The sequence below is a fragment of the Cyclobacterium sp. 1_MG-2023 genome (genome assembly GCF_030546805.1).
GTDB lineage: Bacteria > Bacteroidota > Bacteroidia > Cytophagales > Cyclobacteriaceae > Cyclobacterium.
This window is the reverse complement of the sequence record NZ_JAUOPC010000004.1, coordinates 164990-189432: the sequence shown is the minus strand read 5'-3', so window position 1 is coordinate 189432 and position 24443 is coordinate 164990. Positions and strand designations below refer to the sequence as shown.

The window sequence follows — 24443 nt, the reverse complement described above, 5'->3', positions numbered from 1 at the left end:
TTGAAAAAATGCGGATCAATTACCAAGGTTTTCTACTGTTTTCTTTCTTTTATTTAGCCATATTGTCGGCTCAAGCTGGAATTAACAATGACTCCACTTCATCGAAAAATGGTCCTATAGCAGCACGAGAAATTCACACGATAGAAACCTATGGAAAGCACTTATTGCATATTTCGCAAGAAATAGACAAAGACGACCTGTTAACCATTAATCCCGATGTAGTTTTTATTATGGCAGGGAAAAATGATATGGCTCAGTTTCATAAACCCCAAGCTGAGCACCGTTTTAAATCTAGCTATCAGAAAATTATTTCAAGATTAAAACAGAGCGGCATAGAGACGGTACTATTCAACCTTCCCCCCTTAAGTACGGACAATAATGGTTTTAATTTACCTGATTTCAGGGCTTCGCAGCAATACCAATTAAACAAGGCGAATGCTATTATTCAAAGCCTTGCTAAAGCAAACAAAATCAAATGGATTGATATAAAATCAGTCTATGCTAACAATAAAAGCACACCTGGCTCAAATTTAAATTCAGATAAAGCCTTAAGCCCCAATATAGCCAATCGAATTGCTGCCAGGCAGGCCTATCAATACCTAGAAAACAATAAGAAGCTGGATAAAAAATTAACTGTATTATTTTTGAGCGATGCTATTACGGAAAATAGAATTTCTTCTGGTAATGAAAAGGGTGAAAGCATTCAATACCACTTTGAAAAATTGGTGACCTGGCAAAAAATTGCTCCCTATTTTGCCGTCCCAGATAAATATAAGGAAGAAAGAGGAACGTTTAAGGATCCATTTATTTTTGACGATAAGTCAAAGGTTACTTCCTTGGAAGACTGGAAGAAACGAAGACAAGAAATCCTTAATGCTTGGCATGAATATATGGGAGAATGGCCTGAATTAATTGAAAACCCAAATTATGAGGTGCTATCTTCTATTAACAAAGCGGATTATATTCAAAAAAAGATTCGTTTCGAGTGGGTACCGGGTCAAATGACCCAAGGATATCTATTGGTTCCTTATCAAGCCAATAATCTACCGGCAGTAGTAACTGTATATTATGAACCGGAAACAGCGATAGGAGAAGGCAAAGAAGAGAGAGATTTCGCTTTACAATTGGCCAAACGTGGATTTGTAACCCTATCTATTGGCACCACCGAAACTTCTGAGAACAAAACGTACTCTCTTTATCATCCACATATAGACAGTGCCACTGTTGAACCTCTTTCTTTACTGGCCTATGCAGCAGCGAATGCCTGGCATTTGCTTGCCGGTCTACCGGAAGTTAATAAGGAAAAAATTGGAATAATGGGACATAGCTATGGAGGAAAATGGGCCATGTTTGCTTCTTGTTTATTCGAGAATTTTGCAGCAGCAGCCTGGTCAGATCCCGGAATTGTTTTCGATCAAAAAAGACCGAATATCAATTACTGGGAACCTTGGTACTTAGGCTATCATCCTAGGCCTAGAAGGGAGAGAGGTGTACCTAATGCAGCAAACCCTGCGAGGGGTACCTACCTTCAACTCTTGAAAGACAACAGAGATCTTCACGAACTTCATGTATTAATGGCTCCCCGCCCTTTTTTAGTCTCCGGAGGAGAAGAGGACGGGGAGCATCGATGGGTTCCATTGAACCAAAGCATCAAGGCAAATAAATTGTATGATTACAAGGACCGTGTAGGGATGAGTAATCGACCGGAACACTCCCCCAACCCGGAATCCAATGCAATCATTTACAATTTCTTTGAATATTTCTTGAAATACTAGCCTATGAAAGGAAGTTTTGAAGGTTTTCTTTCACAAAGGCATCATCATTCAACCAAGGATAAGCTTCATAGACCCGGTCGATTTCTTCTGATTGGCCGGGAGAAAGTACTTCATTTGGATTGAGGCACCAAGTTCCCTGAAGTAAGCCCTGTCGTCTCAGTACTTCATGGATACCGGGGATACATCCTTTGAATTGATGTTTTGGATCAAAAATAACTGCATTGGAATCTGTTATTTGAACGCCCAACTCAAGCAATTCCGGCATGGCAGAAAGGTTGTTGTCACGGCATTCCTTTATCTTCTCCAAAAGTTCAACAGCTTTAGTGGTCCATACTGCCCAATGCCCCAGTAAACCACCAACCACTCTTTTAGTGATTTTTTCTCCATTGACCATGAAGGTAAAAGGCGTAAGAAGGTCTGCCACGATATTGTCATCATTTCCGGTATACAAGGCAATTTCTTTATGTCGACTAGAAGAACAAACGGCCCTAACCACATCCAATGACTGGTACCTGTTAAAAGGAGCCATTTTAATGGCCTGAACATTAGGAATATCAGCAAAATCCTTCCAGAAATCATAGCTCAACAGTCGGCCTCCGGCAGATGGCTGAAGATAAAAACCAAAAATAGGCATCACCTCTGCTACTTTTTCTGCTCTTTTAATCAAATCCTTTTCTGACCAATCTCCCAAGCCGCCCGCACTAAGCAAACCTAGGTCATATCCCAAGTCCTTTGCCAAAGAAGCCTCAGCTACTGCCTGATTGGTATCACCTACAATACCTGCCACCATTGCAAAAGGTCTGGTGATGGCAGCTGCTTTGACTTCTTCCATGGCCATTCTTAATACCGGCTCAAAAAGTCCATATTTCTTTTCCCTAATTTCAAATTGGGTACTGTGTACACCCACTGCCATTCCTCCGGCTCCGGAAGCGATATAATAGCGAGACAATGCACGTTGGTATTTCTCGTCAAGTTCTCTTTCTGCATTTAAAGCCAATGGATGGGCAGGTATCACGGTCCCATCATGTAATAATTGCCTGATTGCGGGATTTATATTACTCATTATTTTATAATTAAAATTTTCCTTCTCTTTCCTGAAAGTGGGTTGGTTTATTTAATGTGGCACCATCTTGCTGAATCCATTGTGCCGTCATCTCAATCATTGTCAACAAAGAAACAGAAGGGTAGCCAAATAATTGGTGACAGAGAGAGGCATTGTTCAATAAAACTTTGGGCTCCGGCTCATTCTCAAAGACGGGCTTTTTGTTCAATAACTTACCAAATTTCTCCGCAACTTGTCGGATACTAATTGTCTCTGGACCGGTGACATTAAGTATTTTAGGGGGGCTGCTGGTATGCAACAATGAACGGATGGCAATTTCATTCGCATCTCCTTGCCAGATTACATTCATATGCCCGCTCCTTAAATTGATAGGTTTTTCTGTATTTACCATCTTACCTATTTCCAAGAGGTTTCCATAACGCAGATCAATGGCATAATTGAGTCTATACATTAACATAGGGATGTTGTATTGATGACTGAAGTATTCAAATACACGCTCTCTTCCTAAGCAGGATTGTGCATATTCGCCAATTGGTTCCGGTGGAGTATCTTCCAAAGCACCACCGGATGCATAGTGTACAAATGGATAGATGTTTCCACTAGAAAACACGATGATTTTTGATTTTTTATACTTGGTAGCAACCCTTCCCGGTAAGTAGGCATTCATGGCCCAAGTGGAGTGCTCCTGACCTGTAGTACCAAACTTTTTACCTGCCATATAGATAACATTCGCAACGTCAGGTAAAGCTTGTAATGCTTCGTCATCTAATAAATCAGCAGCTATACAGGTTACCCCATTATTTTCAAGATCAACCCTTAGGCTATCATCAGAAAATCGAGAAACGCCTATTACTTTTTTTTCTATACCGGCTTCTTTTACGGCTCTGCTGGCAAGTTTCGCCAAGCTAGGCCCCATTTTTCCGGCTACACCTAAAATAATGATGTCCCCTTTTATTTCTTTGATGTCCTTAATTAAACCTGCTGTAGGCTTGCTAAGAATTTCTTCTAACTCTTCAATAGATTTCATTGATTCAATAGTAAATTTTAGTGGTTTGATCATTCTCTTAAACCTGTTCGCCTAAAAGAAAAATCCGTATCATAAGTTATTTTTTATGCAATAAACAAAGAATAGGCATTGCTAAATGCCAAAGTAAATAGCACCAATAAGCCAATTACACCAATAATATTAGTGAATTTATTATTCTTCAGAGAGCCCATTATGCTGGTATCGTTACCAATTAAAAACAGACCTAATCCTATAAAAGGCACTGCGAAAATGGTAATTCCCTGAGCAAATACAATCAGCTCAAGTGGTAACCTCCCAAATATTAGGGCTATTGACGCCCCAATTATTATAATCAGTGTAATTAAAATTTTAACAGGAGTACCATTTAAGTTCCTTCCCAAAGACAAAGCGTCTGAAAGCAGTGTACCACCTATACTTGCATTTCCCAAAAGTGAGGAGAAGGAAGCCCCAAACAAACCGATCATGAAAACCATAAAGGAAAATTTCCCATAAACAGGTTCTAATGCCATTCCTATATCTCCGGCGGAGGTGACGGTAACCCCCTTAGGGTACAAGATAGTTGCTGCACTAATCATAATCATTGACGAGATAAGACCTAAAATAACGATTCCGGTATAACTTTCTCTCAAGGCATCTGTAGATTCACTCTTCGCCCAACCTTTTTCCTGCACCAAATACGATTGGTAAAAAGCCCCTGCGATAGAAAAACTTGACGCAACCAAAGCGATTACCAAAATAAATGAACCTTGTGGAATACCTGGTTTCAACCCTGCCAATACTTCAGACCAAACTGGTGGTGCAATGATCAGGGTAAAAAGGAAAGAAATTAACATTATCCCTACCATAATCATCATTACCTTTTCTAAAATCTTATAAAAGGATTTAAAAAACATCAACGAAATGGCCATCAATGAGATCACCACAATCCACAAACCATTGGTTTGCCCAAGAGACTCTGAAAGTGCCAATCCTGCACCAACAGTATTCCCTGCTTGGAAAGCAGCTGTAACAAAGAAAATGCTTATTCCGGCAATTAAGGCTGCAGCATTTCCCCATTTTTTTCTAAACAAAGTGATAAGGGATTGCTCAGAAGCCAAGCCTATCCTTGCCCCCATGCCTGTAAAAGTTAACATTAAGAGTGCTGCCACTACAATTACCCAAAGCAAATTGTAGCCATAGACTGCACCTAATTTAGAAGTAATGGTAAGGCTACCGGGACCAAAAACCAAAGCAGCTGTAATAAGTCCTGGACCTAAAGATTTAAACCAACGACGGATCATATGTATAATTTATGCAAATTTTAAATGTGAATTATTTGTGTGGTTAAAATTAAAAATGCTTTCTGTTAAAGACCTCTGTCAATATCACCGCATCTTTTAAGGTTTCCGGGTTTTTCAAAATTTTAGCATACTTGTTTCCTACCGTATATTCGCCTGCTACATCTACAACCTCCCCTAAAATCTTTTTATTGTCTTCTAGATCAACTTGATCATCAAGCTTTACCAAGGGCTGTTTGATACTTCGATAAGCACTGGTATGTGTTTTTTCTCCCGGTATAAAAACCTCCTCCTCGGTAGCCTGTTCATCCCGTATATCTTCAGAATAATCATGATCAGAAACCTCTTTAGTCCATTCATCTCTATTTTCTTCAGGGACTGTTTCTGTTTGATCTTTTCGTATTTCTCGCAACAACTCCTCAAAAGAAGGCCCTTGATTGGGAGTTTGCTCATTTCCTTCCTTTTCAGCATACTCCTCTTCAGGTTTCTTTTTCACAAAAGAAGTATAAATAAAATAGATTATTACTGCTAATAAATATAATACCGTGCTACCGTCCATGAACCTCAGTGGTAATTTGAAATTAAAATTACAAAAATAATCCGGTATCAGGCTATTTTTTTGACAGGGATCAAATAAAAAGGTTCAATGGTTTTCTTAAAAATTAAACCAAAAGATCTTGATCAAAGCCTTACAAAATGGCAAAAAAAATGAAATTTATTTTAACATAATATGACTTTAGTCAACTAATGTTAAATTTTCAATTTTTCTTCTTTTATTTAAAATAAATTGATTAAATTATAATAATATTTAAATACAAATTATAGTTGTCATAAAACCTGAATCCTACCATGAAAACTGCACCGCTAAACCCCTACCCCATAGAAAAAGAAATTGCTTGCCCTAATTTAATGGTCAAAACACGTTATGGGAATGTTAATTTAAAGTCATTAATCAAGGACCAAAGAATTATTATTTACACCAATCCATTTGAGTTAATTCCAAAAACTGATGATGATCGGAACAAACTAATAACAGCTTTGACAAAATTAAAGGAACTCAACTATCACCTCATTGGATTCAATATTGATTCATTTGAGAAGCATTTGTATGCCATCAACTGGCTTAATTCTCAACTGGATGATTATTTGGTTTTCCCGATTTTTTATCAACCGATGAATGATTTGAAAAAAGACTTGGAACAGAAACTCTCCATGAAAATAAAGATTGATAATCCAATTTATTTTATCAATCAAAAGGGGAATACCCAATACATTGTCAATGGAGATATCCCAAAATATAAGGACATGGTTAATATTGTCAGCTTGGCTTCAAAAATGGTTTTAACGAATCAAAATTTTGACAAAACATTGTCACCAATTGGTAATTAAAAGTTATTTAGAACAAGCCTGATTGTTCCTTAAAGGGAAAAGACGCTCTTGAACCGCAAACCCCTGCGTCCCTTGGGCAGCACCTACTAAAGATTGAGATTTAATTTAACAGATTCCAACTTAACTTACAGAGGCGATGGCAGGATCCAAATCTTGATCTTTAGGAGCAATCCTGTTCTTTAGGGTATGCTCTAAAATGGAACCAACCTTAGAAGTCAACTGTAAATTTTCTCCTACAACCTGCTTGCTAAATTTTTGTATTCCGGCCTCCATTTTTGCGCCAAAATCCACTTGAATATTATCCGTGTAGGCCATACCTTGGAACAAGGCATTTTTCCCTATGGTCAGCCTATTTGAAGCGACAACCTTTCCTTTCACTTCTCCCAGTAATACTATATAAGCTGCTTCAATATCCCCCAACACCTTTCCACTTTCTCCTATAATAACCTTCTTTTTAGTACAAATTTTACCTCGAATCTCACCTTCTATTCTAATATCATTTTCGGCAGTAATATCTCCTTCTAAGTGAAAACCACTAGAAAAAAAGGATACAATTTCTGAAGGGCGAAGCTTTGATTTCATGATGTTGGTGGGCTAGGGAGTTAAGGGGAGTAAGCACCTACTCCCCTATTTGGTAGGTGAATGTAAATAAAATAAAATTTGGTGAAATATCACAACATCTTAAATGGAAGGATGATTTAATAAAAATAACCAAAAATTAAATTTAAATCACGCTTTTATTATATACATTTCCTAGTTAAACAAATTCAACAATAATCTGCCTTTCTTATTTCACAAAACACTACAACTTCTTATCGCTAATTTTCGTCAAAAAAAATAAAAATCAGTTGAAAGTAGGGCTACTTTTATCAGGAAACCTCCCAAATATTTCATCCTCAGGGAAAAGCAAACCCTAAATTTCCTAAAAAAGCGCTTGAGCGTAGATATTCTAAAAAGAATCTTATGGCAGAAATTTTAGCTAAAACAAAAACTATTAAAAGCTCAACTTAAACACATTTGTATATTGAATGGTTTAGGTTAAATTTGTTTAGGATTAAATTGAATACATGCAACTCTCCAAATTAGAAATCAGAGGCTTTAAAAGTTTTGGTGACAAAGTAATGATCCACTTTGACAAAGGAATCACTGGGATAGTAGGCCCTAATGGTTGTGGCAAGTCAAATGTGGTTGATGCAATCCGGTGGGTACTAGGAGAGCAAAAAACCCGGATGCTTCGTTCTGATAAAATGGAGAATGTAATTTTTAATGGAACTAAAAATAGGAAACAGCTCAACATGGCGGAGGTATCCCTCACCTTCGAAAACACCAAAAATTTATTACCAACAGAATACACCCACGTCACCATCACAAGAAGGTATTACCGCTCAGGAGAAAGTGAATACCTGCTAAATGGCATCACCTGCCGATTAAAAGACATTACAAATCTTTTCATGGATACAGGAATTAACTCCAATAGCTATGCTATCATAGAGTTAAAAATGATCGATGAATTACTGAATGACAAAAACAACTCAAGAAGAGATTTATTCGAGGAAGCTGCAGGTATTTCAAAATTCAAAACTCGGAAAAAAGAAACCCTAAAGAAGTTAGGAGATACGGATGCAGATCTGGACAGGGTGGAAGACCTCCTCTTTGAAATTGAAAAAAACTTAAAATCTTTAGAAAAACAAGCCCGGCAGGCTACACGGTATTTTGAAATAAAGAAAGGATACAAATCTGCCAGCATTGCTCTTGCCAAAAAAGGGGTAATTCATCAACGAGATGTATTAATAAACCTCAACCAAAAACTAGAACAAGAAAATGATCAAAAAGTACAGCTTAATGCGGAACTAGCAAACAAGGACGCCTTCTTGGAAAACCTCAAAGCTGAAATGATCCATAAGGAGAAACTACTTGGAAGTAGGCAAAAAACCTTAAATGAACATGTTCATAAAATCCGGCAGTTTGAAAGTGATAAGAAAATAAAAAATGAAAGGCTCCGCTTTCTTCAAGACAAGTCTCACCAGCTGAGAGAGCAGATTGAGCAAGATAAAAAAAGCAATGAAAGGGCGGGTTTCAGTATCAAATCACTGGAACAGGAGCATCGGATTTCTGAAAAACTTACCCAAGAGAAAGAACATTCTGTAGAAGAGTTAAAAGCTGTATACGAGGAAAAAAAGGCCCAACACAATGTCTCCCTCGAAAAACAAAAAGTCATGCAAAGTACATATTCTCGAAAACGAGATGAATTGTACCAATTATCAAAAAGTCAAGAGATCAAGCAAATCCAACTCACAACCATCAAACAGGAGTTGGAAAAAACTGCAACAGATGACAACAGCCAGATAGAAAATTTGGCTGGTTTTGAAGAAAAACTACAGTTAATAAAAGGTCAATTAGACGAGGAAAATGCAGCTTTTGAAAAATTAAAAAAAGAGGAAGCTGCGCACTTGGCCAAGCAAGAAGAGACCTCCCGAATGCAGGAATTGATTCGAGAAGAACTTACCCAAATCAACCGAAAACTTGATGCAAAAAGCAATGAGTACCAGCTGACAAAATCCTTGGTGGACAACCTTGAAGGGTTCCCGGAGGCGATAAAATTCCTAAGAAAAAACAGTCAATGGGGCAAAAACATGCCTTTGTTGTCTGACATTATTACTACAGATGAAAAGTATCGGGTAACCATAGAAAATTTCTTGGAAAACTACATGAATTATTATGTAGTGGACAATGATGCAGAGGCGATTGCTGCAGTGAAACTATTAAGTGATTCAGGCAAAGGGAAGGCTCATTTTTTTGTATTAGAAAGATTTGAAAAATTTAGGCCCAGTCAAAACAAGTTATTTCCCGATGCAGTAGCTGCTACCGAAATAATAGAATATGATTCAAAGTATGCACCACTAGTTGCCTATCTATTAGATGATGTCTACATCTTTTCAGGAGACATCCACCAAGTACCAAGATCTCAAGAGGGAATTTTCATTACTGAGAGCGGGAAATTTATCGATAGAGAATTTACAATTTCCGGGGGCTCTGTAGGCCTGTTTGAAGGTAAGAGGATAGGTCGGGCAAAAAATCTGGAAAAACTAGACAAAGAAATAAAAGTACTCCAGAAAAAAATTAATGAGACCAGGGCTAACCTTGATAAAAAAACGGCTGAGCTATCTAAATTAAAAGCAGTTAACTTCAAACAAACGCTTGAAGAAAAACAGCTTAAGGTCAATGAATTGAACCAAGACTTTGTTTCAATTAAAACAAAAAAGGAGCAATTGGCAGAAATGCTAAGTTCCAATGCCAATAAAAAAGAAGATATTGAGGACAAGATTTTCACCCTCACTGAGGAACTAGAAAATATCGGCCCAAAATTAAAGGAAGAAAAAGAAGACTTCGATCTACTGGAAGAAGAAATAAACAATATCAATGCTGAATTGCAGGAGGATGCGGAAGAACTTTCCCACCGCTCCTCGCAATACAATGAAGAAAACATCCTCTACCATCAACTATTAAATAAACTTCAAAGTATTGAACAAGAAATAAGTTTCAAAAAGAGCACTTACGAAAGCAGTAAGGAGAGGATTGAAAAGGCCCAAGCCGATATGGGGCAAACGGAGCAAGAAATCATGACCTTGATTGACAATAATGAAGTAAAGGACGATGAGCTCATAGAACTGTATGAGGAGAAAGACAGTATTGAAACCGGAGTAAATGATGCCGAAAAAGATTATTATGCAGCAAGGGGAGAAATTGATGAAGTAGAAAAAGCCATTAGAGAAATCCAAAGGAAAAAAGAGCAATCTGATGCCCTTTTGATGGACCTGAAGCAAACAACCAATGAAATTAATTTAAAGCTAAGCGGAATAAAGGAAAGGCTAAGCGTAGAATTTGAGTTGGACCTGGATGAGATAATGGCTGAAAATCATGATTTGGACGATGAACATGCTTCAAAATCTGAAGAAGTATTAAGAGAAGAAGTCCAAAAAGCCAAATCAAAATTAGAAAAAATGGGGCCTATTAACCCCATGGCAATGGAAGCTTATGACGAAATTAAGGAACGTCACACCTTCATTACCGCTCAAAAGGAAGACCTTATTCAAGCCAAGGATTCCTTAATGTCGACCATCAAAGAGATTGATCAGGTGGCCAAGGAGACTTTTATAGATGCTTTTGAAAAAATAAAAATAAACTTCGTGAAAGTTTTCCGTTCTCTTTTTACTGAAGAGGACGACTGTGATTTGAAGCTTACCAATCCGGAAATGCCTTTAGAGAGTACCATTGAAATAATTGCTAAACCTAAAGGAAAGAGGCCTTTGACGATCAATCAACTTTCAGGGGGTGAAAAAACTTTAACAGCAACTTCATTACTGTTCTCCATTTACCTGCTAAAGCCTGCTCCTTTTTGTATTTTCGATGAAGTTGATGCCCCTTTGGATGATGCCAACATTGATAAATTTAACCAGATCATTCAGAAATTTTCGAATGAATCTCAATTTATCATTGTCACCCATAACAAACGAACCATGGCGAGCACTGATATCATTTATGGTATTACCATGATAGAGGCAGGAGTCTCCAGAGTGGTACCGGTAGATTTGAGAGAATTGGTGGATGAAGAGGCTTCTCAAAGATAGGCTTACCCTAGCTCATTATTTTCTATTGTTTTGTGGCAAGCATTCGAGAAAGGGACCAATAGGTATTCCCATGGAAGGATAAACCTATTGATCCGTTTGTTCTTGTTCTCTATTATTTTGGGAGACTAGCGGCAAACCTGCCATATACCCAAGTACCTGCCACTGCACTTACTAAGGAAACGAAAACTACAGTAAAACCTGTACCAATCTGGGCAAACAATGGTCCGGGGCAAGCTCCGGTTACGGCCCAACCAAGTCCAAAGATAAAGCCCCCATAAATTTGACCTTTATTGAACTTCTTATCTTTAATTTGGATAGGTTCCCCATTAATGGTTTTAATTGAAAATCTTTTGATTATTTGAATGGAGAGCATGCCAACAAGAATTGCTGAACCGATTACCCCATACATATAAAAGGATTGAAATCGAAACATCTCCTGAATCCTAAACCATGAGATAATCTCTGCCTTTACGAAAATAATCCCGAAAAAAAGCCCCACAAAAAGGTATTTTAATAAAGCCAAGCCTGATTCCCCTTGCTTAACTTTGTCCTTTGAGCCATTGTTTTTTTCAATCTCTCTTTGATCAATTTCTTTTATTAACATGTCAATAAATTTATATTCTTATTTGAATTAAAAGCCTACCCAAGTCATAATGAAAGGCAGTAATAAATGAGTCATTACCAGCCCGCCAATCATAAAAAAAACGGTAGCCACTACAGAAGGCCATTGAAGGTTGCTTATGCCCATTATGGCATGCCCTGAAGTACATCCTCCAGCATACCTTGTACCAAAACCAACCAAAAAGCCACCTACAACCATGAAAAAGAAACCCTTTAAGGTTAAAAGATGCTCCCAGCTAAATATTTCTGCAGGCAAAAGACTATTAAAATCAGTTAAACCCAATGCTCTCAAATCCCTTTGAGTGCTTTCAGCAATGACAATTGTTTCCGGGTTTGACAAAAATAAGGCAGCCACTACACCTCCTAAAAACACTCCTGTCACAAACATCAAATTCCAGATTTCTTCTTTCCAGTTGTATTGAAAGAAGGGGATTTTTGCCGGCACACAAACCGCACAAACATGTCTTAGGGAAGAAGAAATACCAAAAGATCGGTTTCCTATTATCAAGAGTATCGGTACAGTAAGACCTATCATAGGTCCGGCTATATACCAAGGCCAGGGTTGACTGACCCAATTCAAGAACTCATTCATTAGTATAAAATATTATTGTTTACAAAAGGAATTAAAATCACCCTCACGCTTATATAGGATACTTTCAGGTACCTTCAACACTTCATAATGATACGATGAAATCACCTACTACTATATTTGTGATAATGATGGGTTAATTAAGACAATATATAGAGGGTGCTAAATAGTTAATAGTGCACCCTCTAGTATTTAAGCCATATGAAACACAGGCATTGGCCTACTTATAACATAGTTGTTGGACAAGCATAATCACTGACAGGGAATTTTTCGGATGATTTAATAGCAGCAAAGCCACCCTTTACGTTGATCAAGTTGTCATAACCTCTAGCCTTTAGAACGGAGCTGAAAATCATGGACCGGTAACCTCCTGCACAGTGCACCATATAGGTTTTGTCCTTATCTATGGTTTTCATGCTCTCATTGATATAATCCAAGGGAGCATTTATCGAACCTATAACATGTTCACTAAAGTGCTCGCTTGCTTTCCGAACATCCAGGACAATATTTTCGGGAGCACTTTTAGAAAGTTCACTTAACTCTTCCACGTCAATTGATGGAATGGTATCTATTTCTTTTCCGGCTTTTTCCCAAGCAATCATACCACCTTTAAGAAAACCTAAGGCATGGTCATAACCTACTCGTGCCAATCTGGTAATGACCTCCTCTTCCCTGCCTTCATCGGCTACAATCAAAAGCTCTTGTTTCACATCAGGTATAAGGGTACCTACCCACACCGCAAAGCTGCCATCGATTCCGATATTAATAGCGTTGGGTACAAACCCTTCAGCAAAAACTTCCGGATCTCTGGTGTCTAGGATTATTGCTCCGGTTTGGTTGGCGAGGTATTCAAAATTTTCAGGATCAAGGGCTTCTTGACCACGTTCCAACACATCGTCGATACTGTCATAACCCTGAATGTTCATCATTACATTCTGAGGGAAATAGGCAGGTGGTGGTGTAAGTCCATCCAATACTTTTTCAACAAATTCTTCTTTGCTCATTTCCTGCAAAGCATAATTTGTTTTCTTTTGGTTGCCTAAGGTATCACTGGTGTCCTTGCTCATATTTTTCCCACAAGCGCTGCCCGCACCATGTGCCGGATAGATAATCAAATCATCAGGTAAAGGCATTATTTTATTCCTTAAGGAATCGTACAAGTGCCCGGCTAACTTTTCCTGCGTTAAGTCTTTAACAACTTTTTGAGCAAGGTCAGGCCTTCCAACATCTCCTATAAACAAGGTATCACCTGTAAATAAAGCTTCGGGATTTCCTTCCTCATTGATCAATAGAAACACAGCACTTTCCATGGTGTGTCCCGGGGTGTGAAGTACTTTAATTTTACTTTTACCAAGGATAAATTCTTGGTTGTCCTGAGCAACAGTGGCATCAAAACCCAACTCCATTTCTGTAGGGCCAAATACTATAGAAGCATTGGTCTTTTTGGCCAGATCCATATGGCCGCTAACAAAGTCAGCATGAAAGTGAGTTTCAAAAATATATTTGATTTTGGCGCCATTTTGCTGGGCCTTGTCAATATAGGGTTGAACTTCTCTCAATGGATCAATAATTGCAGCTTCCCCATTAGACTCTAAATAATAAGCTCCTTGAGCTAAACAACCGGTATAAATTTGTTCTATTTTCATAGTAGATTTCAATTCATTTAATGATAGCATAAAACTACGAGGGAAATCTATATTCCAATATGACATTAGTCACACAAGTACTGCTATGATGAAAGCAGAACATATAGAATAGGCTAATCCGTTCAATGGAGCCAAAAAATAGGCAATATTTACTTGAAAAATCTAGTATTTAGGCAACTAGGGGCACAAGGAATTAACCCAAATAAAACGTGGATTCTATCCATCACAAGCAAAAAGCTATCGAATATTTAGAAAAAAATCCAAGTTGGTAATGAGTAGAGGCATCGATTCTATAAAAACGAAAAAGAAAAAATAGGCAAAAAAAAAGCTGTTTCCGCAGAAACAGCTTTCGTAATAACTTATAAAATCCTATACTTAGTTTTCAACTTTACCTACAGAAGCATACATAAGTTTCCTAGCATCTGCTTCTCTTAGTTCAAATTGAATGTCACTTATTGGTCCCATTTTGACGTCCCTATCGGCTTTAAGAGAAATCCAAATTTGGTCTCTTTCAGCTTCAGAAAGGTTGTCTTTTTGTTGGTTTACCCAAAGGACAAGGTCTGAAGTATTAATCAACACATCATTGGCTTGCAACCTAGGTTCAGAACCATATAATGAAGTGTTTTTAGGTTTTCCAATGTACAGGTAAGAAATCAAAGTTTTCTTTTGAATCTTCTGTAATTGAGTCGCCTGTGGGATCTTTTGCTCAACCAATATTGTTTGTTCTCTTAATACTGTTGTTACCATAAAGAAAAACAACAACATAAAGATAATATCAGGCAATGCCGAAGTTGGAATATTGGTATCCGCTTTGGTTTTCTTTTTAAACTTTGACATATCAGCTTCCGGTTTTATCAGGTTCAGCAATGGAAATAGCCATTGGAATATTTTCTTTTCCTCTGTCCATTAATTCCTTTTCAGCAGGCGTCTGCCCTGACAGGGTTCTATACTCTTCTCCTGTAAGCCCTACACGCTCTCCATAAATCTCGAAGTAAGCCTGTTTTACTAAATCCAAAACCTCCAAGTAAGTCTCATAGCTAGTACCTCTATTGGTTTTAATTGAGATTACCGCACCACCAGACATAGGGTGATCTGAAGATTCAGGGCTTTGATCTGCCAATCCTTTCAAGGAAGGAGGCAAACTATTAAACAAGGTGATAGCATCTTCATCAGGATTTCCGAAATTCAGAATAAATCGTTTAATTTCGTCAGAAAGACCATTTAAATCATTTCTAAACTCCCCTTCGATCAAGAGATCATCATTTGCATTGATAAGAATATTAAAAATATTCCTTTCATTTAATTCAACCTCTGGTGGGGGTTGATTAGGATCCTGCTTGGGAGGAAGGATGTTCATAATCCCTTTATCCGAAGCAATGGTTGTGGTCACGAGAAAGAAGATAAGGAGCAAGAAGGCGATGTCTGCCATCGATCCTGCATTTACCTCCTGAGCCATTCTACCTCTCTTGCTAGCCATATTATTTAATTATTTTATTAATTTCTGTAATTACAATCCCAACAATTGCAAGTAAAAACAGGGCATAGACTGTTATCAATACACCACCGACCATTTTAGCTCCTTCCGGAGTAATATTGAATGGGTCAGCCATATATTTTGCAGCTACGTCACCACTAGCGCTAGAGTAAGCTATTCCAAATACAGCAGCAATTATAACCACTCCTACGAGGGTTTTTAAAAGGCTCTTAGGGTCTCCTAAGGAACTGATCAATGGCATAATTATAGCTAATATCGATCCGATAACAACTAGTAAGTACCCTGCATATAAGAATATATCAGTAGTATCCATTTTATCTTAAATATATAAGTGAATAAATCATTTTATTGAAAAACATTAAATTGACTAGAACTATCTAGTCAATTTATGCTTAACCAAAATGTCTACTAAACTGATGGAAGCATCTTCCATATCATTTACGATAGAATCAATTTTAGCCACACAATAGTTGTAGAACAACTGTAGGATAATCGCAACGATCAAACCTGCAACTGTGGTCAAAAGGGCAATTTTAATACCACCTGCAACAAGAGATGGAGAAATATCACCGGCAGCTTCAATGGAATCAAAGGCACCAATCATACCAATTACCGTACCCATGAAACCTAACATAGGAGCCAAAGAGATAAATAGAGATATCCAAACAAGACCTTTTTCCAAACGTCCCATTTCTACAGATCCGTAAGCTATGATAGATTTTTCTACCATTTCAATACCCTCAGAGTATCTCATTAGACCTTGTGTGAAGATAGATGCTACAGGACCTCTAGTTCCTTTGGTTACATCTTTTGCGGCTTCAATTCCGCCTTCATCTAAAGCATTCTCTACTTTGGCCAATAATTTCTTTGTGTTAGTAGTAGAAAGGTTTAAGGTAACGATTCTCTCCAAAGCTACAGCCAAGCCTAAGATCAAACACAATAATACTGGTGTCATAAAGGTAGGATCACCCTCAATAAACTTGTCTTTTATAACTTGATGGAAAGATTGCTCTTCGGCAACGATGTCATCATCAGTCATAACTGGAGCTGGGGCCGGAGCAGCTTCTACCGGTGCGGCCTCTTCAGTAGTATCAGCTTCTGATTCTGTTTCTGTTTCTTCTTGTGCTTTTGTGATCATCGGAGCAAATAAAATTCCGAAAAGCATGAACAAAGCGATTAACTTTTTCATAGTGTAGTTTTTAATAGACATTTAAAGGTTGAACGGTTTCTAATTTTAAATTGATTTTTAAAGTTATAATTTTTTCGGCTCAAATTGCAAATGATTCCATTATAATTTCTAAGAATTTGTCGCAAATCCTCAAGTAATATTCATTTAACATGGGCTAAGCCCTTGAAATTCCTACTGTTCTCTAATTTGCAATATAAGAAAAAAAAATACTCATTTTCATAAACGCTGAAACCCTCATCTAATATATAACGGCAAGCCTTTACTTATATAAAACTAACTATTTAAAAGTTAAAACGCAAATAAATCACTTCTTAATATAAGCCTATACGACTAAAAATCAAACATTTAACACCAATAATATTTACCTTAACCCTGCTATTTTCTGTAAAAAGTAAAGAAAAATACCTGCTCTAGGTTGAATTAATCCCAAACTCATAGGTAGCTCAATACAGAATTCACCCTTGAAAATCTCCTGAATTCCGATAGTAGATTTAAGCCTATTTCTAAGGGTAATTGAAAACAGATCTATTATTTCTGTAATCTTAAAGACTCAAAACTCTGGGACAGATGCACTGCCATTTTTTCCTTTCCACGTAAAATAATCCGGAAACAAATAGGATTTAAGACTTTGGATTCCCCTTCTTTTAATAGATGCTCATACCTGATTAGTGAAAAATCTTATTTTAATCGCATAGAATATTGATTCTTAAGCAACTGACTGGTCAAGTATTAAAACCTCCATATTGAGTTAATTTAAGTGACACCTATACTCCCATTTCAGGACTTTGTAGTGGCCTATATTTAACTTAATTTTGTTTATTCATCGAATCCTCTGAATACCTATATGAAAGAATGTGAAATTTGCCAAGCCTTAGAGTTCAAGGCTATTATTGCCCAAGAACGAATGTATGGTACCGGAGATATTTTTAAATATATGGAATGTAGTTCATGTGAAGCACTATTTTTAGCCGACATCCCTGCAGATCTTAGTAAATATTATCCTTCTAATTATTATTCTTTTGGTCCTTTCAACCGTAGCAATGCCCTGCTGGCCCTTCTCAAAAAGTTAAGATACAAAGCATTTTCCAGAGGGATCTCTTTCAATTCTCCGGTTTACTACGATTGGCTCTCTCCCCTTTCCTTAATTCCTACCAGTAAAATTGCAGATATAGGGTGCGGGAATGGACAACTATTAGCTGAAATGGCCTATTCCAGTTTTCAACAGCTCGATGGGTATGACCCTTTCGTGGAAGAAGCTTTTTCTTCAGAAAATTTCTCCATATATAAAAAGGACTTTTTTGAAATTGATCAGAAATATGACCTGGTAATGTTTCACCATTCCTTTGAGCATCTTCCTAATCCTGTCGAGGTCTTTGAAAAACTTATAACGATTTTAAACCCCGAAGGGCAAGTATTAATCAGGGTCCCTGTCACCAATGCGCAGGTTTGGAAAGAAGAACATACCTATTGGTTTCAACTAGATGCACCAAGGCATTTATTTATTCCCAACACAAAATCCATGGAGATTTTAGGAGATAGGTTTGGACTCGAACTTTTCAATACCACCTTTGATAGCATGGACAGTCAATTTTGGGGGACAGCCTTATACAAAAAAGGAAAACCTTTGGTAGGAACAAACTTAGAAGAAATCTTCAGCAAAAAAGAATTGGAAAGCTTTAGCAAAAAAGCAAAACTGTACAACAAACAAAAGATTGGGGATCAAGCTTGTTTTTATTTTAGAAAAAAGACTCCTTCCATTCCCCCATCTAAATTTCAATAGTTAATTGCCACCTCTGTTAATAACCTATGAATTCAATTCATCATATTATAGGACAGAAGCACTGTAGAAACCCTATATTTATTCTAAATTTGACAAAGCATCCTACCGAATATCAAATAAATAGGGTCCAAAGTTCACCAATCATTTACATTGATTTAAGGAATCAACTTTTATTTTAACACAACAACTTTAGAATAAAATGAAAAAACATTTTAACGTCCTGCTCATTCTTACCTTGGTTTACATCACTTCTTGTTCAAAGGAAGCCCCAAAAGAAAGCCCTGAACAAAAAGGCACACTTTCAATTGTAGAAGCCTTTCCTGAACTTTCATTCACCAGACCCGTAGATTTTCAGCAAGCCACTGATGACTCCAACAGACTATTTGTTGTAGAGCAGCGAGGTGTCATCTCTGTTTTTGAAAATGACGAAAAAACTGCGGCCAAAACAACCTTTTTAGCCATTGAAGACCGTGTAGAAGACTCGGACAATGAAGAAGGTTTACTAGGCTTGGCTTTCCACCCCGATTTTGAAAGCAACGGTTATTTCTATGTAAACTACACGGCATCCAATCCGGATCGTTCTGTGATTTCAAGATTCAACCTTTCCTCCACGAACCCAAATGAGGCAGATCCAAACAGTGAGTTGGTATTGTTAGAATATGAGCAACCTTATGGCAACCATAATGGAGGGCAAATAGCTTTTGGCCCGGATTACTACTTATATATAGGAGTAGGTGATGGTGGGAAAAGTGGAGACCCACACGGACATGGTCAGAACCGTAGTACCTTATTGGGAAATATTCTTAGAATTGATGTGGACCAGGAAAATGGAGATAAACACTATTCCATTCCCGAGGACAATCCATTTGTAGGAAATACTGAAGGTTTTAAGGAAGAAATCTATGCTTATGGCATGCGAAACCCTTGGCGGTTTAGCTTTGACTCTGCCACAGATCAACTGTGGGTTGCTGATGTAGGTCAAAATAGCTATGAAGAAATTGATATCGTGAAAAATGGTGGGAATTACGGATGGAACACCATGGAGGGCTTTCATTGCTTCAAAGCCGATGAATGTGAGCAAGAAAACCTTGAATTGCCAATTTGGGAATATGACCGGGATGAGGGAGACATTTCCATCACCGGTGGTTTTGTATACCATGGAGCTGCCATAGAACAACTTCAGGGACTATATATTTATGCAGATTATGTATCGGGTAGAATTTGGAGCCTGGATTTCAGTGATCCTGAAAACCCTGTAAATACTGAATTGTTTAAAGCTGATTTTCCTATTTCCTCCTTTGGCGTAGACCAGAACGAAGAAATCTATATCTGTGGTTTTGATGACAAAATTTATAAATTTGGATTGGAGTAAAGAAGGACAAATAAAAAGATGCCCGGCAAATTTGTCGGGCATCTTTTTGTTTATTGTGATTACTAGTTAGCACTAGATTTTCTAAAGGCATGTACCTTGTCCTTTTAAAAGCTCTAAGTCCATCCTGAATCCTCTTGATTCAGCTTAATTCGCGACTGCGAATACTCTTGCGGAGTCAATGAGGGAGAAAGGTTAAAGGTTGTGGCAAACTCTTTATTTAACCTTAAACACTCCACTCCAATTTGCCTAAACCTGAGAAAGCCTGATTCTTGATATAGAAAGTTAAAACTTTAATTATTCTAGGTCTAAGTGACGCTTCACTAAACTTAGACCAGACGGCCACTTAAAGGCTTTATAAGTGACCGTCTAGTTTAGATATTCTTTGTAGGCATTCTATTCTGCGTAGCTTTAGGTTTGGTATGTTCCTCGCCTTCTAAATAGGAGGCAGAAATGTCTCCTTGATTCCCTGAATTACCATTGGGTATAGGATTTGATTCAGGAAAAGTATGGACCGCATTGTACTTTTCTACTACATTCTTGTTCCATTCTGCCTTTTTCTTTTCAGAAATTAATCCAAGAACGTAGGCAGTATTATTAAATCCAAGGTGAGCATCTCGCAAAGGTCTACCGAAGCGATCAATAATCGACTTATTGGCGGTACCATTTTCAATGGCATCAATGCCTTTCTTTAAAGCAAATCCTACAACTGCTGCACTTATGGTCTTATATATAAATTTCATTTTTTTTTATATTTAGTGATTCTCAATATGCACTATAGGAAGAAATAATCATGCCATAGTTTACATTTAGACAATTCGGATTATTAAATTCTTTTTGTGAAAAGATTTAGAGGTTACACTAAGTCTACCGGTTTCAATTGGGTTATGCTCGATTTCTTGCACTCGAACACATGTAAGCCTCTAGTTTTTCTACGATTCCTGCCCTTACCGGATTCTCACGTATATAATTCATTCCTCTTTCAATCATTTCAGTTCGATAAAGTACAAAGGAAATAAAGGACTGTTATTTTGTTAAGGGATGTTGGGTCAGCATACCTTTTCAAAACTAAGCCAGACCGAGTTCGAAATTGCGAACTTTTGATTATTTAAACGTTCTTTAGTAAGCCATTGCAAATGGCATCGAAGGGGTTTCGACTGGAAAGGAGTTTAGGAATATTAATGCGTAGAGAATTCTACACCCAGCCGGGGAGCATTTTTTTACCCCGACTTTCAATTGTTGCCGGTGTCCAATTGTCATAGCTTGAAACTTCAATTTCGCTAAACTTAAGGACAATGTACAATTAATTTATTTTTGCACTGACAAAGTTGAATAATTCGCCCCTCATTAAAAAAATAAAACCCTAACTACCAATATTTCAGACAGTTAGGGTTTTTCTCTGAAGAGAGGAAGGGATTCGAACCCTCGATACCATTGCTAGTATACACGCTTTCCAAGCGTGCTCCTTAAACCACTCGGACACCTCTCTGTGGAAATAGTTCGTTTCTTTGAGCCGACAAAGAAAAATATAAAAATCAGTTCTTGCAAATAATTTGAAGCTTTATTCTAGAAAAAAACACCTAATCTTATTCCAAAAAAAGGCTGTGACTGATATAAAACTGAAGATCAACCCTTTGTGAAAATTGGCCCTATTGATTTAAAACTGACATTTCTCCGGCCAAGGGCATCATCATCCGTCTTTTGATCTCGGTTTCATCCGGCTCATTGGCCAAAAGGAACATCATTTTGGTGATTGCTGCCTCAGTGGTGATGTCTGCACCACTCAAAACCCCTACCCTTTTCAGGTCCATGCTGGTCTGGTACCTTCCCTGAATTACCCGTCCCCCATTGCATTGGGAAACGTTTAGTATCAAAATCCCACGGTCTACAGCATCTTCCATCTCTTTGATAAACCAACTTTCACTAGGACTGTTACCTGATCCGTAGGTTTCTAGAACCACTCCCTTAAGGCCTTCCATACTCAAACTATGATGGATCACTTGTTGGGTGATGCCGGGAAACAATTTGAGCACCATAACACTTTTATCCAGCTTGTTAACATATCGAAGTTTCTTCCCCTCTTCATAAGGTCGAATGGCTGAATAGTTGTAATCAATGACAATGCCTGATTCAGCCAAGGGTGGATAATTTTCTGACTCAAAAGCATCAAAGTGAACACTTTGTACTTTTTTGGCACGGTTGCCACGTAGTAGCAAATGGTTGAAAAAAATACATACCTCCGGCACTATAGGCTTTCCATTGGCCTTGGAAATGGCGATTTCCAATGAGGTCATTAGATTTTCCCGGGCATCAGACCGCATGGCACTGATCGGCAATTGTGCTCCGGTAAAAATCACAGGTTTATTCAGCCCTTTTAGCATAAAGCTTAACATAGACGCACTGTAAGCCATGGTATCAGTTCCATGAAGCACTACAAACCCATCATAAGTATCATAATTTTCAAAAATAATATAAGCCATGTCTCCCCAATGCTGCAAATTGATATTGGAAGAGTCGATGGGTTCCGGAAAGGAAATCACTGTAATACTGATGTTCAGGTTATTAAGGTTGGGGATTTTTTCAAGTATTTTCCCAAAATTAAATGGTACCAAGGCCCCATCATCGTCATAAGCCATCCCCAAAGTACCTCCGGTATAGATGATCAATACCGAATGTTCAATCTCTTGCTGTGCCGCTGTATTAAGCCGTACTATTTTATAATTCATCAGGCAACAATTTGAAAACTTTTAATGCGTTCCTGTTGGTTATTTCTGAAACCTCTGAAATACTAACTCCGGTAAATTCCGCCATTTTTTCTGCTATATAAGGAATGTATTCCGGTGAATTTCTCTTGCCTCTAAAAGGCACTGGTGCAAGGTAAGGACTGTCTGTTTCCAACACAAGGTGCTCCGGCCCAAGTTCTCCGATCACTGCACCTACCCCACTGTTTTTGTAAGTGAGGGTTCCCCCTATTCCTAAATAAAAACCCATTTCAATGATTTGTTTGGCCTGGGCTAAGGTTCCGGAAAAACAGTGAAAAATACCTGTCAAGCGCTTATCCGCTAAGGGCGCTAGTAATTCAATGGTTTCATCCAGCGATTCCCTACAATGTAAAATCAAGGGCAACTGCTTTTCTTTAGCCCAATCTACCTGGATTTTCAATGCAGCTTTTTGCTCCTCAAGGTAAGTCTTGTCCCAGTAAAGGTCTATTCCTGTTTCCCCCACTCCATAAAAGGTATGCTTGTCCCACCATTTTTCCATCTCGGCAAGGATCTTTTCAAAATTTTTGTCTACATCACAAGGATGCAAACCCAGCATTGGATAACAATGGCCCTGAAATTTTTGTTCAAGGGCAAGCATCCCCTCAATTGATTCCAGGTCTATATTGGGCATAAAAATCTTATCTATTCCTGCCTCAATAGATCGCTCCACCACAGCTGTGACATCTTCACTAAATTTCTTACTGTATATATGTGCGTGAGTTTCAATAAATTTCATGTGTATTCTCGGTTTTTCCAGGTTAGTTCAATAGGGTAAAAGTAGAAAATTACGGTTGCCCAACTTACCCACCAATTGTATATTTCAAAGTAAATTAAATCAAAAATACTGACTCTGGTCATTGTTTTACCGGCAAATATGTGAATAAATATGGATTGAAAGATAATTTTAAATAGCCAAAAAACCACAGTCCACCAAGGTATAAAATACAAACCCACCATTAAGCCGGCATAGAATGCAACTTGAAGACCTAATAACAACTGCCAAACCAGAGGTAAAAGGAACGCTCCCCGCATCCAACGTTTTCTTTGCTGGAGTAAGTTCCATACAGTTTTTTCCGGCTTGGTCCTTACCAACGACTCCTTATTCACCAGATGAATGGGACGGTAGCCCTTATTATACAAAGCGATAGACATGGCCAGATCCTCAGTTACATCCTTTACCACCCCTCCAAAACCTCCTGCACGCTGATATGCAGCTCTTCCCATGGCCATATTATTTCCCATTGCGGTAAGAGAATACCCAATATCGGAAACCACTTTTACCTTACCCAAAGTAAGCCACCAATCCAAGGCCTGCATTCTTGCAAACAAACCACCACCGGCCACTGTAGTGATACCGGTCACGAGCCCATATTCCTCTCTGTAAACTTTAGCCAATGCCTTACACCAGTTGGCAGGAACCACACAGTCGGCATCTGTAAAGACCATAAGGCCGGATGTGACCTGCCTTGCCATCTCTTCCAGCGCTTTGGCTTTACCATTTTCTCCTCTTTCAGGTCTTTTCCGCAAGGGCACCAAAGTGCGATTTTCTGCTTTATCTACCCAAATCTTTAATAAGCTGTGAGTTTGATCCTCACTATGATCATCAGCTACTAAAAAACTTATTTTTTCAGGCGGATAATCAATTTCTTCCAGGGCCTTTAAGCATTCTGGCAAGTTGCCGGCCTCATTCCTACAAGGCAACATAACGGTGATGGCCGGTAAAGTAAATGCTTTGGTTTCATATTGCTTAAAATTAAACCGAATTAAGACACACAAGGTAGCATAAAGAAGGGAAACTAAAATCACCAAAAAAAGTGCTACCGGACCTATCAT

The 24443-nt window shown here is 38.0% G+C and carries 21 protein-coding genes and 1 tRNA gene; 5 read left to right on the top strand and 17 right to left on the bottom strand.

Annotated elements, in window-relative coordinates:
* The first annotated feature begins 8 nt into the window (after positions 1-8).
* A complete protein-coding gene (locus Q4534_RS07500) occupies positions 9-1775 on the top strand; it encodes a GDSL-type esterase/lipase family protein (RefSeq protein WP_303612545.1) in 1767 nt (588 codons plus the stop codon).
* A 1-nt stretch (position 1776) separates the two neighbouring features.
* Here Q4534_RS07500 and Q4534_RS07495 read toward each other — a convergent pair whose 3' ends face one another.
* The 4 genes from Q4534_RS07495 to Q4534_RS07480 form a co-directional block, all read right to left on the bottom strand.
* Positions 1777-2838: a dihydrodipicolinate synthase family protein gene (locus Q4534_RS07495; RefSeq protein ID WP_303612544.1), complete on the bottom strand. Its 1062-nt coding sequence runs from the start codon at positions 2836-2838 to the stop codon at positions 1777-1779.
* 10 nt (positions 2839-2848) lie between these two features.
* Positions 2849-3865: an NAD(P)-dependent oxidoreductase gene (locus Q4534_RS07490; protein WP_303612543.1), complete on the bottom strand. Its 1017-nt coding sequence runs from the start codon at positions 3863-3865 to the stop codon at positions 2849-2851.
* A gap of 83 nt (positions 3866-3948) precedes the next feature.
* Positions 3949-5145 (bottom strand): Nramp family divalent metal transporter, encoded by a 1197-nt coding sequence (locus Q4534_RS07485; protein ID WP_303612542.1) that lies wholly within the window; start codon positions 5143-5145, stop codon positions 3949-3951.
* Between the two features lie 49 nt (positions 5146-5194).
* Positions 5195-5638: a hypothetical protein gene (locus tag Q4534_RS07480; RefSeq protein ID WP_303612541.1), complete on the bottom strand. Its 444-nt coding sequence runs from the start codon at positions 5636-5638 to the stop codon at positions 5195-5197.
* 353 nt (positions 5639-5991) lie between these two features.
* Between Q4534_RS07480 and Q4534_RS07475 the strand changes: the two genes are divergently transcribed.
* A complete protein-coding gene (locus Q4534_RS07475) occupies positions 5992-6531 on the top strand; it encodes a hypothetical protein (RefSeq protein ID WP_303612540.1) in 540 nt (179 codons plus the stop codon).
* 120 nt (positions 6532-6651) lie between these two features.
* Here Q4534_RS07475 and Q4534_RS07470 read toward each other — a convergent pair whose 3' ends face one another.
* Complete coding sequence (locus Q4534_RS07470; protein ID WP_303612539.1) at positions 6652-7113, bottom strand: polymer-forming cytoskeletal protein; 462 nt, start codon at positions 7111-7113, stop codon at positions 6652-6654.
* A gap of 485 nt (positions 7114-7598) precedes the next feature.
* Here Q4534_RS07470 and smc point away from each other — a divergent pair, with 485 nt between their 5' ends.
* Entirely contained in the window at positions 7599-11159 is a 3561-nt protein-coding gene (smc, locus tag Q4534_RS07465; protein WP_303612538.1) for a chromosome segregation protein SMC, read from the top strand.
* 112 nt (positions 11160-11271) lie between these two features.
* Here smc and Q4534_RS07460 read toward each other — a convergent pair whose 3' ends face one another.
* The 7 genes from Q4534_RS07460 to Q4534_RS07430 form a co-directional block, all read right to left on the bottom strand.
* A complete protein-coding gene (locus tag Q4534_RS07460) occupies positions 11272-11763 on the bottom strand; it encodes a DUF6691 family protein (protein ID WP_303612537.1) in 492 nt (163 codons plus the stop codon).
* Between the two features lie 27 nt (positions 11764-11790).
* On the bottom strand, positions 11791-12372 hold the full coding sequence (locus Q4534_RS07455; protein WP_303612536.1) for a YeeE/YedE family protein: 582 nt from the start codon (positions 12370-12372) through the stop codon (positions 11791-11793).
* 221 nt (positions 12373-12593) lie between these two features.
* Positions 12594-14015: a rhodanese-like domain-containing protein gene (locus Q4534_RS07450; protein ID WP_303612535.1), complete on the bottom strand. Its 1422-nt coding sequence runs from the start codon at positions 14013-14015 to the stop codon at positions 12594-12596.
* A 375-nt stretch (positions 14016-14390) separates the two neighbouring features.
* Complete coding sequence (locus tag Q4534_RS07445) at positions 14391-14852, bottom strand: biopolymer transporter ExbD (RefSeq protein ID WP_303612534.1); 462 nt, start codon at positions 14850-14852, stop codon at positions 14391-14393.
* A gap of 1 nt (position 14853) precedes the next feature.
* Positions 14854-15492: a biopolymer transporter ExbD gene (locus Q4534_RS07440; RefSeq protein ID WP_303612533.1), complete on the bottom strand. Its 639-nt coding sequence runs from the start codon at positions 15490-15492 to the stop codon at positions 14854-14856.
* A 1-nt stretch (position 15493) separates the two neighbouring features.
* On the bottom strand, positions 15494-15823 hold the full coding sequence (locus Q4534_RS07435; RefSeq protein WP_303612532.1) for a hypothetical protein: 330 nt from the start codon (positions 15821-15823) through the stop codon (positions 15494-15496).
* 60 nt (positions 15824-15883) lie between these two features.
* Positions 15884-16699 carry a MotA/TolQ/ExbB proton channel family protein gene (locus Q4534_RS07430; RefSeq protein WP_014021353.1) on the bottom strand — a complete coding sequence of 272 codons (816 nt, stop codon included), beginning with the start codon at positions 16697-16699 and terminating at the stop codon, positions 15884-15886.
* An 844-nt stretch (positions 16700-17543) separates the two neighbouring features.
* Here Q4534_RS07430 and Q4534_RS07425 point away from each other — a divergent pair.
* Both Q4534_RS07425 and Q4534_RS07420 read left to right on the top strand, forming a co-directional pair.
* Positions 17544-18479, top strand: coding sequence for a class I SAM-dependent methyltransferase (locus Q4534_RS07425; protein WP_303612531.1), 936 nt, complete (start codon positions 17544-17546; stop codon positions 18477-18479).
* 199 nt (positions 18480-18678) lie between these two features.
* Complete coding sequence (locus tag Q4534_RS07420) at positions 18679-19851, top strand: sorbosone dehydrogenase family protein (RefSeq protein WP_303612530.1); 1173 nt, start codon at positions 18679-18681, stop codon at positions 19849-19851.
* A 371-nt stretch (positions 19852-20222) separates the two neighbouring features.
* Here Q4534_RS07420 and Q4534_RS07415 read toward each other — a convergent pair whose 3' ends face one another.
* From Q4534_RS07415 to Q4534_RS07395, 5 genes are all read right to left on the bottom strand, one after another.
* Positions 20223-20591, bottom strand: coding sequence for a hypothetical protein (locus Q4534_RS07415; RefSeq protein ID WP_303612529.1), 369 nt, complete (start codon positions 20589-20591; stop codon positions 20223-20225).
* A gap of 659 nt (positions 20592-21250) precedes the next feature.
* Positions 21251-21337 (bottom strand) — tRNA-Ser (locus Q4534_RS07410).
* Between the two features lie 160 nt (positions 21338-21497).
* Complete coding sequence (locus tag Q4534_RS07405; protein WP_303612528.1) at positions 21498-22574, bottom strand: asparaginase; 1077 nt, start codon at positions 22572-22574, stop codon at positions 21498-21500.
* Positions 22564-23346 carry a TatD family hydrolase gene (locus tag Q4534_RS07400; RefSeq protein WP_303612527.1) on the bottom strand — a complete coding sequence of 261 codons (783 nt, stop codon included), beginning with the start codon at positions 23344-23346 and terminating at the stop codon, positions 22564-22566. The genes Q4534_RS07405 and Q4534_RS07400 overlap by 11 nt, the downstream gene beginning before the upstream one ends.
* Positions 23343-24443, bottom strand: coding sequence for a glycosyltransferase (locus Q4534_RS07395; protein WP_303612526.1), 1101 nt, complete (start codon positions 24441-24443; stop codon positions 23343-23345). Before Q4534_RS07395 ends, Q4534_RS07400 begins: the two co-directional genes overlap by 4 nt.

Bases quoted from the DNA above. Each gene is read 5' to 3' on its own strand.
- Q4534_RS07420 (WP_303612530.1), top strand. From the start codon at position 18,679: ATGAAAAAACATTTTAACGTCCTGCTCATTCTTACCTTGGTTTACATC.
- Q4534_RS07485 (WP_303612542.1), bottom strand. From the start codon at position 5,145: ATGATCCGTCGTTGGTTTAAATCTTTAGGTCCAGGACTTATTACAGCT.
- Q4534_RS07440 (WP_303612533.1), bottom strand. From the start codon at position 15,492: ATGGCTAGCAAGAGAGGTAGAATGGCTCAGGAGGTAAATGCAGGATCG.
- Q4534_RS07445 (WP_303612534.1), bottom strand. From the start codon at position 14,852: ATGTCAAAGTTTAAAAAGAAAACCAAAGCGGATACCAATATTCCAACT.
- Q4534_RS07450 (WP_303612535.1), bottom strand. From the start codon at position 14,015: ATGAAAATAGAACAAATTTATACCGGTTGTTTAGCTCAAGGAGCTTAT.
- Q4534_RS07415 (WP_303612529.1), bottom strand. From the start codon at position 20,591: ATGAAATTTATATATAAGACCATAAGTGCAGCAGTTGTAGGATTTGCT.
- Q4534_RS07435 (WP_303612532.1), bottom strand. From the start codon at position 15,823: ATGGATACTACTGATATATTCTTATATGCAGGGTACTTACTAGTTGTT.
- Q4534_RS07425 (WP_303612531.1), top strand. From the start codon at position 17,544: ATGAAAGAATGTGAAATTTGCCAAGCCTTAGAGTTCAAGGCTATTATT.
- Q4534_RS07475 (WP_303612540.1), top strand. From the start codon at position 5,992: ATGAAAACTGCACCGCTAAACCCCTACCCCATAGAAAAAGAAATTGCT.
- Q4534_RS07430 (WP_014021353.1), bottom strand. From the start codon at position 16,699: ATGAAAAAGTTAATCGCTTTGTTCATGCTTTTCGGAATTTTATTTGCT.
- smc (WP_303612538.1), top strand. From the start codon at position 7,599: ATGCAACTCTCCAAATTAGAAATCAGAGGCTTTAAAAGTTTTGGTGAC.
- Q4534_RS07405 (WP_303612528.1), bottom strand. From the start codon at position 22,574: ATGAATTATAAAATAGTACGGCTTAATACAGCGGCACAGCAAGAGATT.
- Q4534_RS07400 (WP_303612527.1), bottom strand. From the start codon at position 23,346: ATGAAATTTATTGAAACTCACGCACATATATACAGTAAGAAATTTAGT.
- Q4534_RS07495 (WP_303612544.1), bottom strand. From the start codon at position 2,838: ATGAGTAATATAAATCCCGCAATCAGGCAATTATTACATGATGGGACC.
- Q4534_RS07470 (WP_303612539.1), bottom strand. From the start codon at position 7,113: ATGAAATCAAAGCTTCGCCCTTCAGAAATTGTATCCTTTTTTTCTAGT.
- Q4534_RS07500 (WP_303612545.1), top strand. From the start codon at position 9: ATGCGGATCAATTACCAAGGTTTTCTACTGTTTTCTTTCTTTTATTTA.
- Q4534_RS07395 (WP_303612526.1), bottom strand. From the start codon at position 24,443: ATGATAGGTCCGGTAGCACTTTTTTTGGTGATTTTAGTTTCCCTTCTT.
- Q4534_RS07455 (WP_303612536.1), bottom strand. From the start codon at position 12,372: ATGAATGAGTTCTTGAATTGGGTCAGTCAACCCTGGCCTTGGTATATA.
- Q4534_RS07460 (WP_303612537.1), bottom strand. From the start codon at position 11,763: ATGTTAATAAAAGAAATTGATCAAAGAGAGATTGAAAAAAACAATGGC.
- Q4534_RS07490 (WP_303612543.1), bottom strand. From the start codon at position 3,865: ATGAAATCTATTGAAGAGTTAGAAGAAATTCTTAGCAAGCCTACAGCA.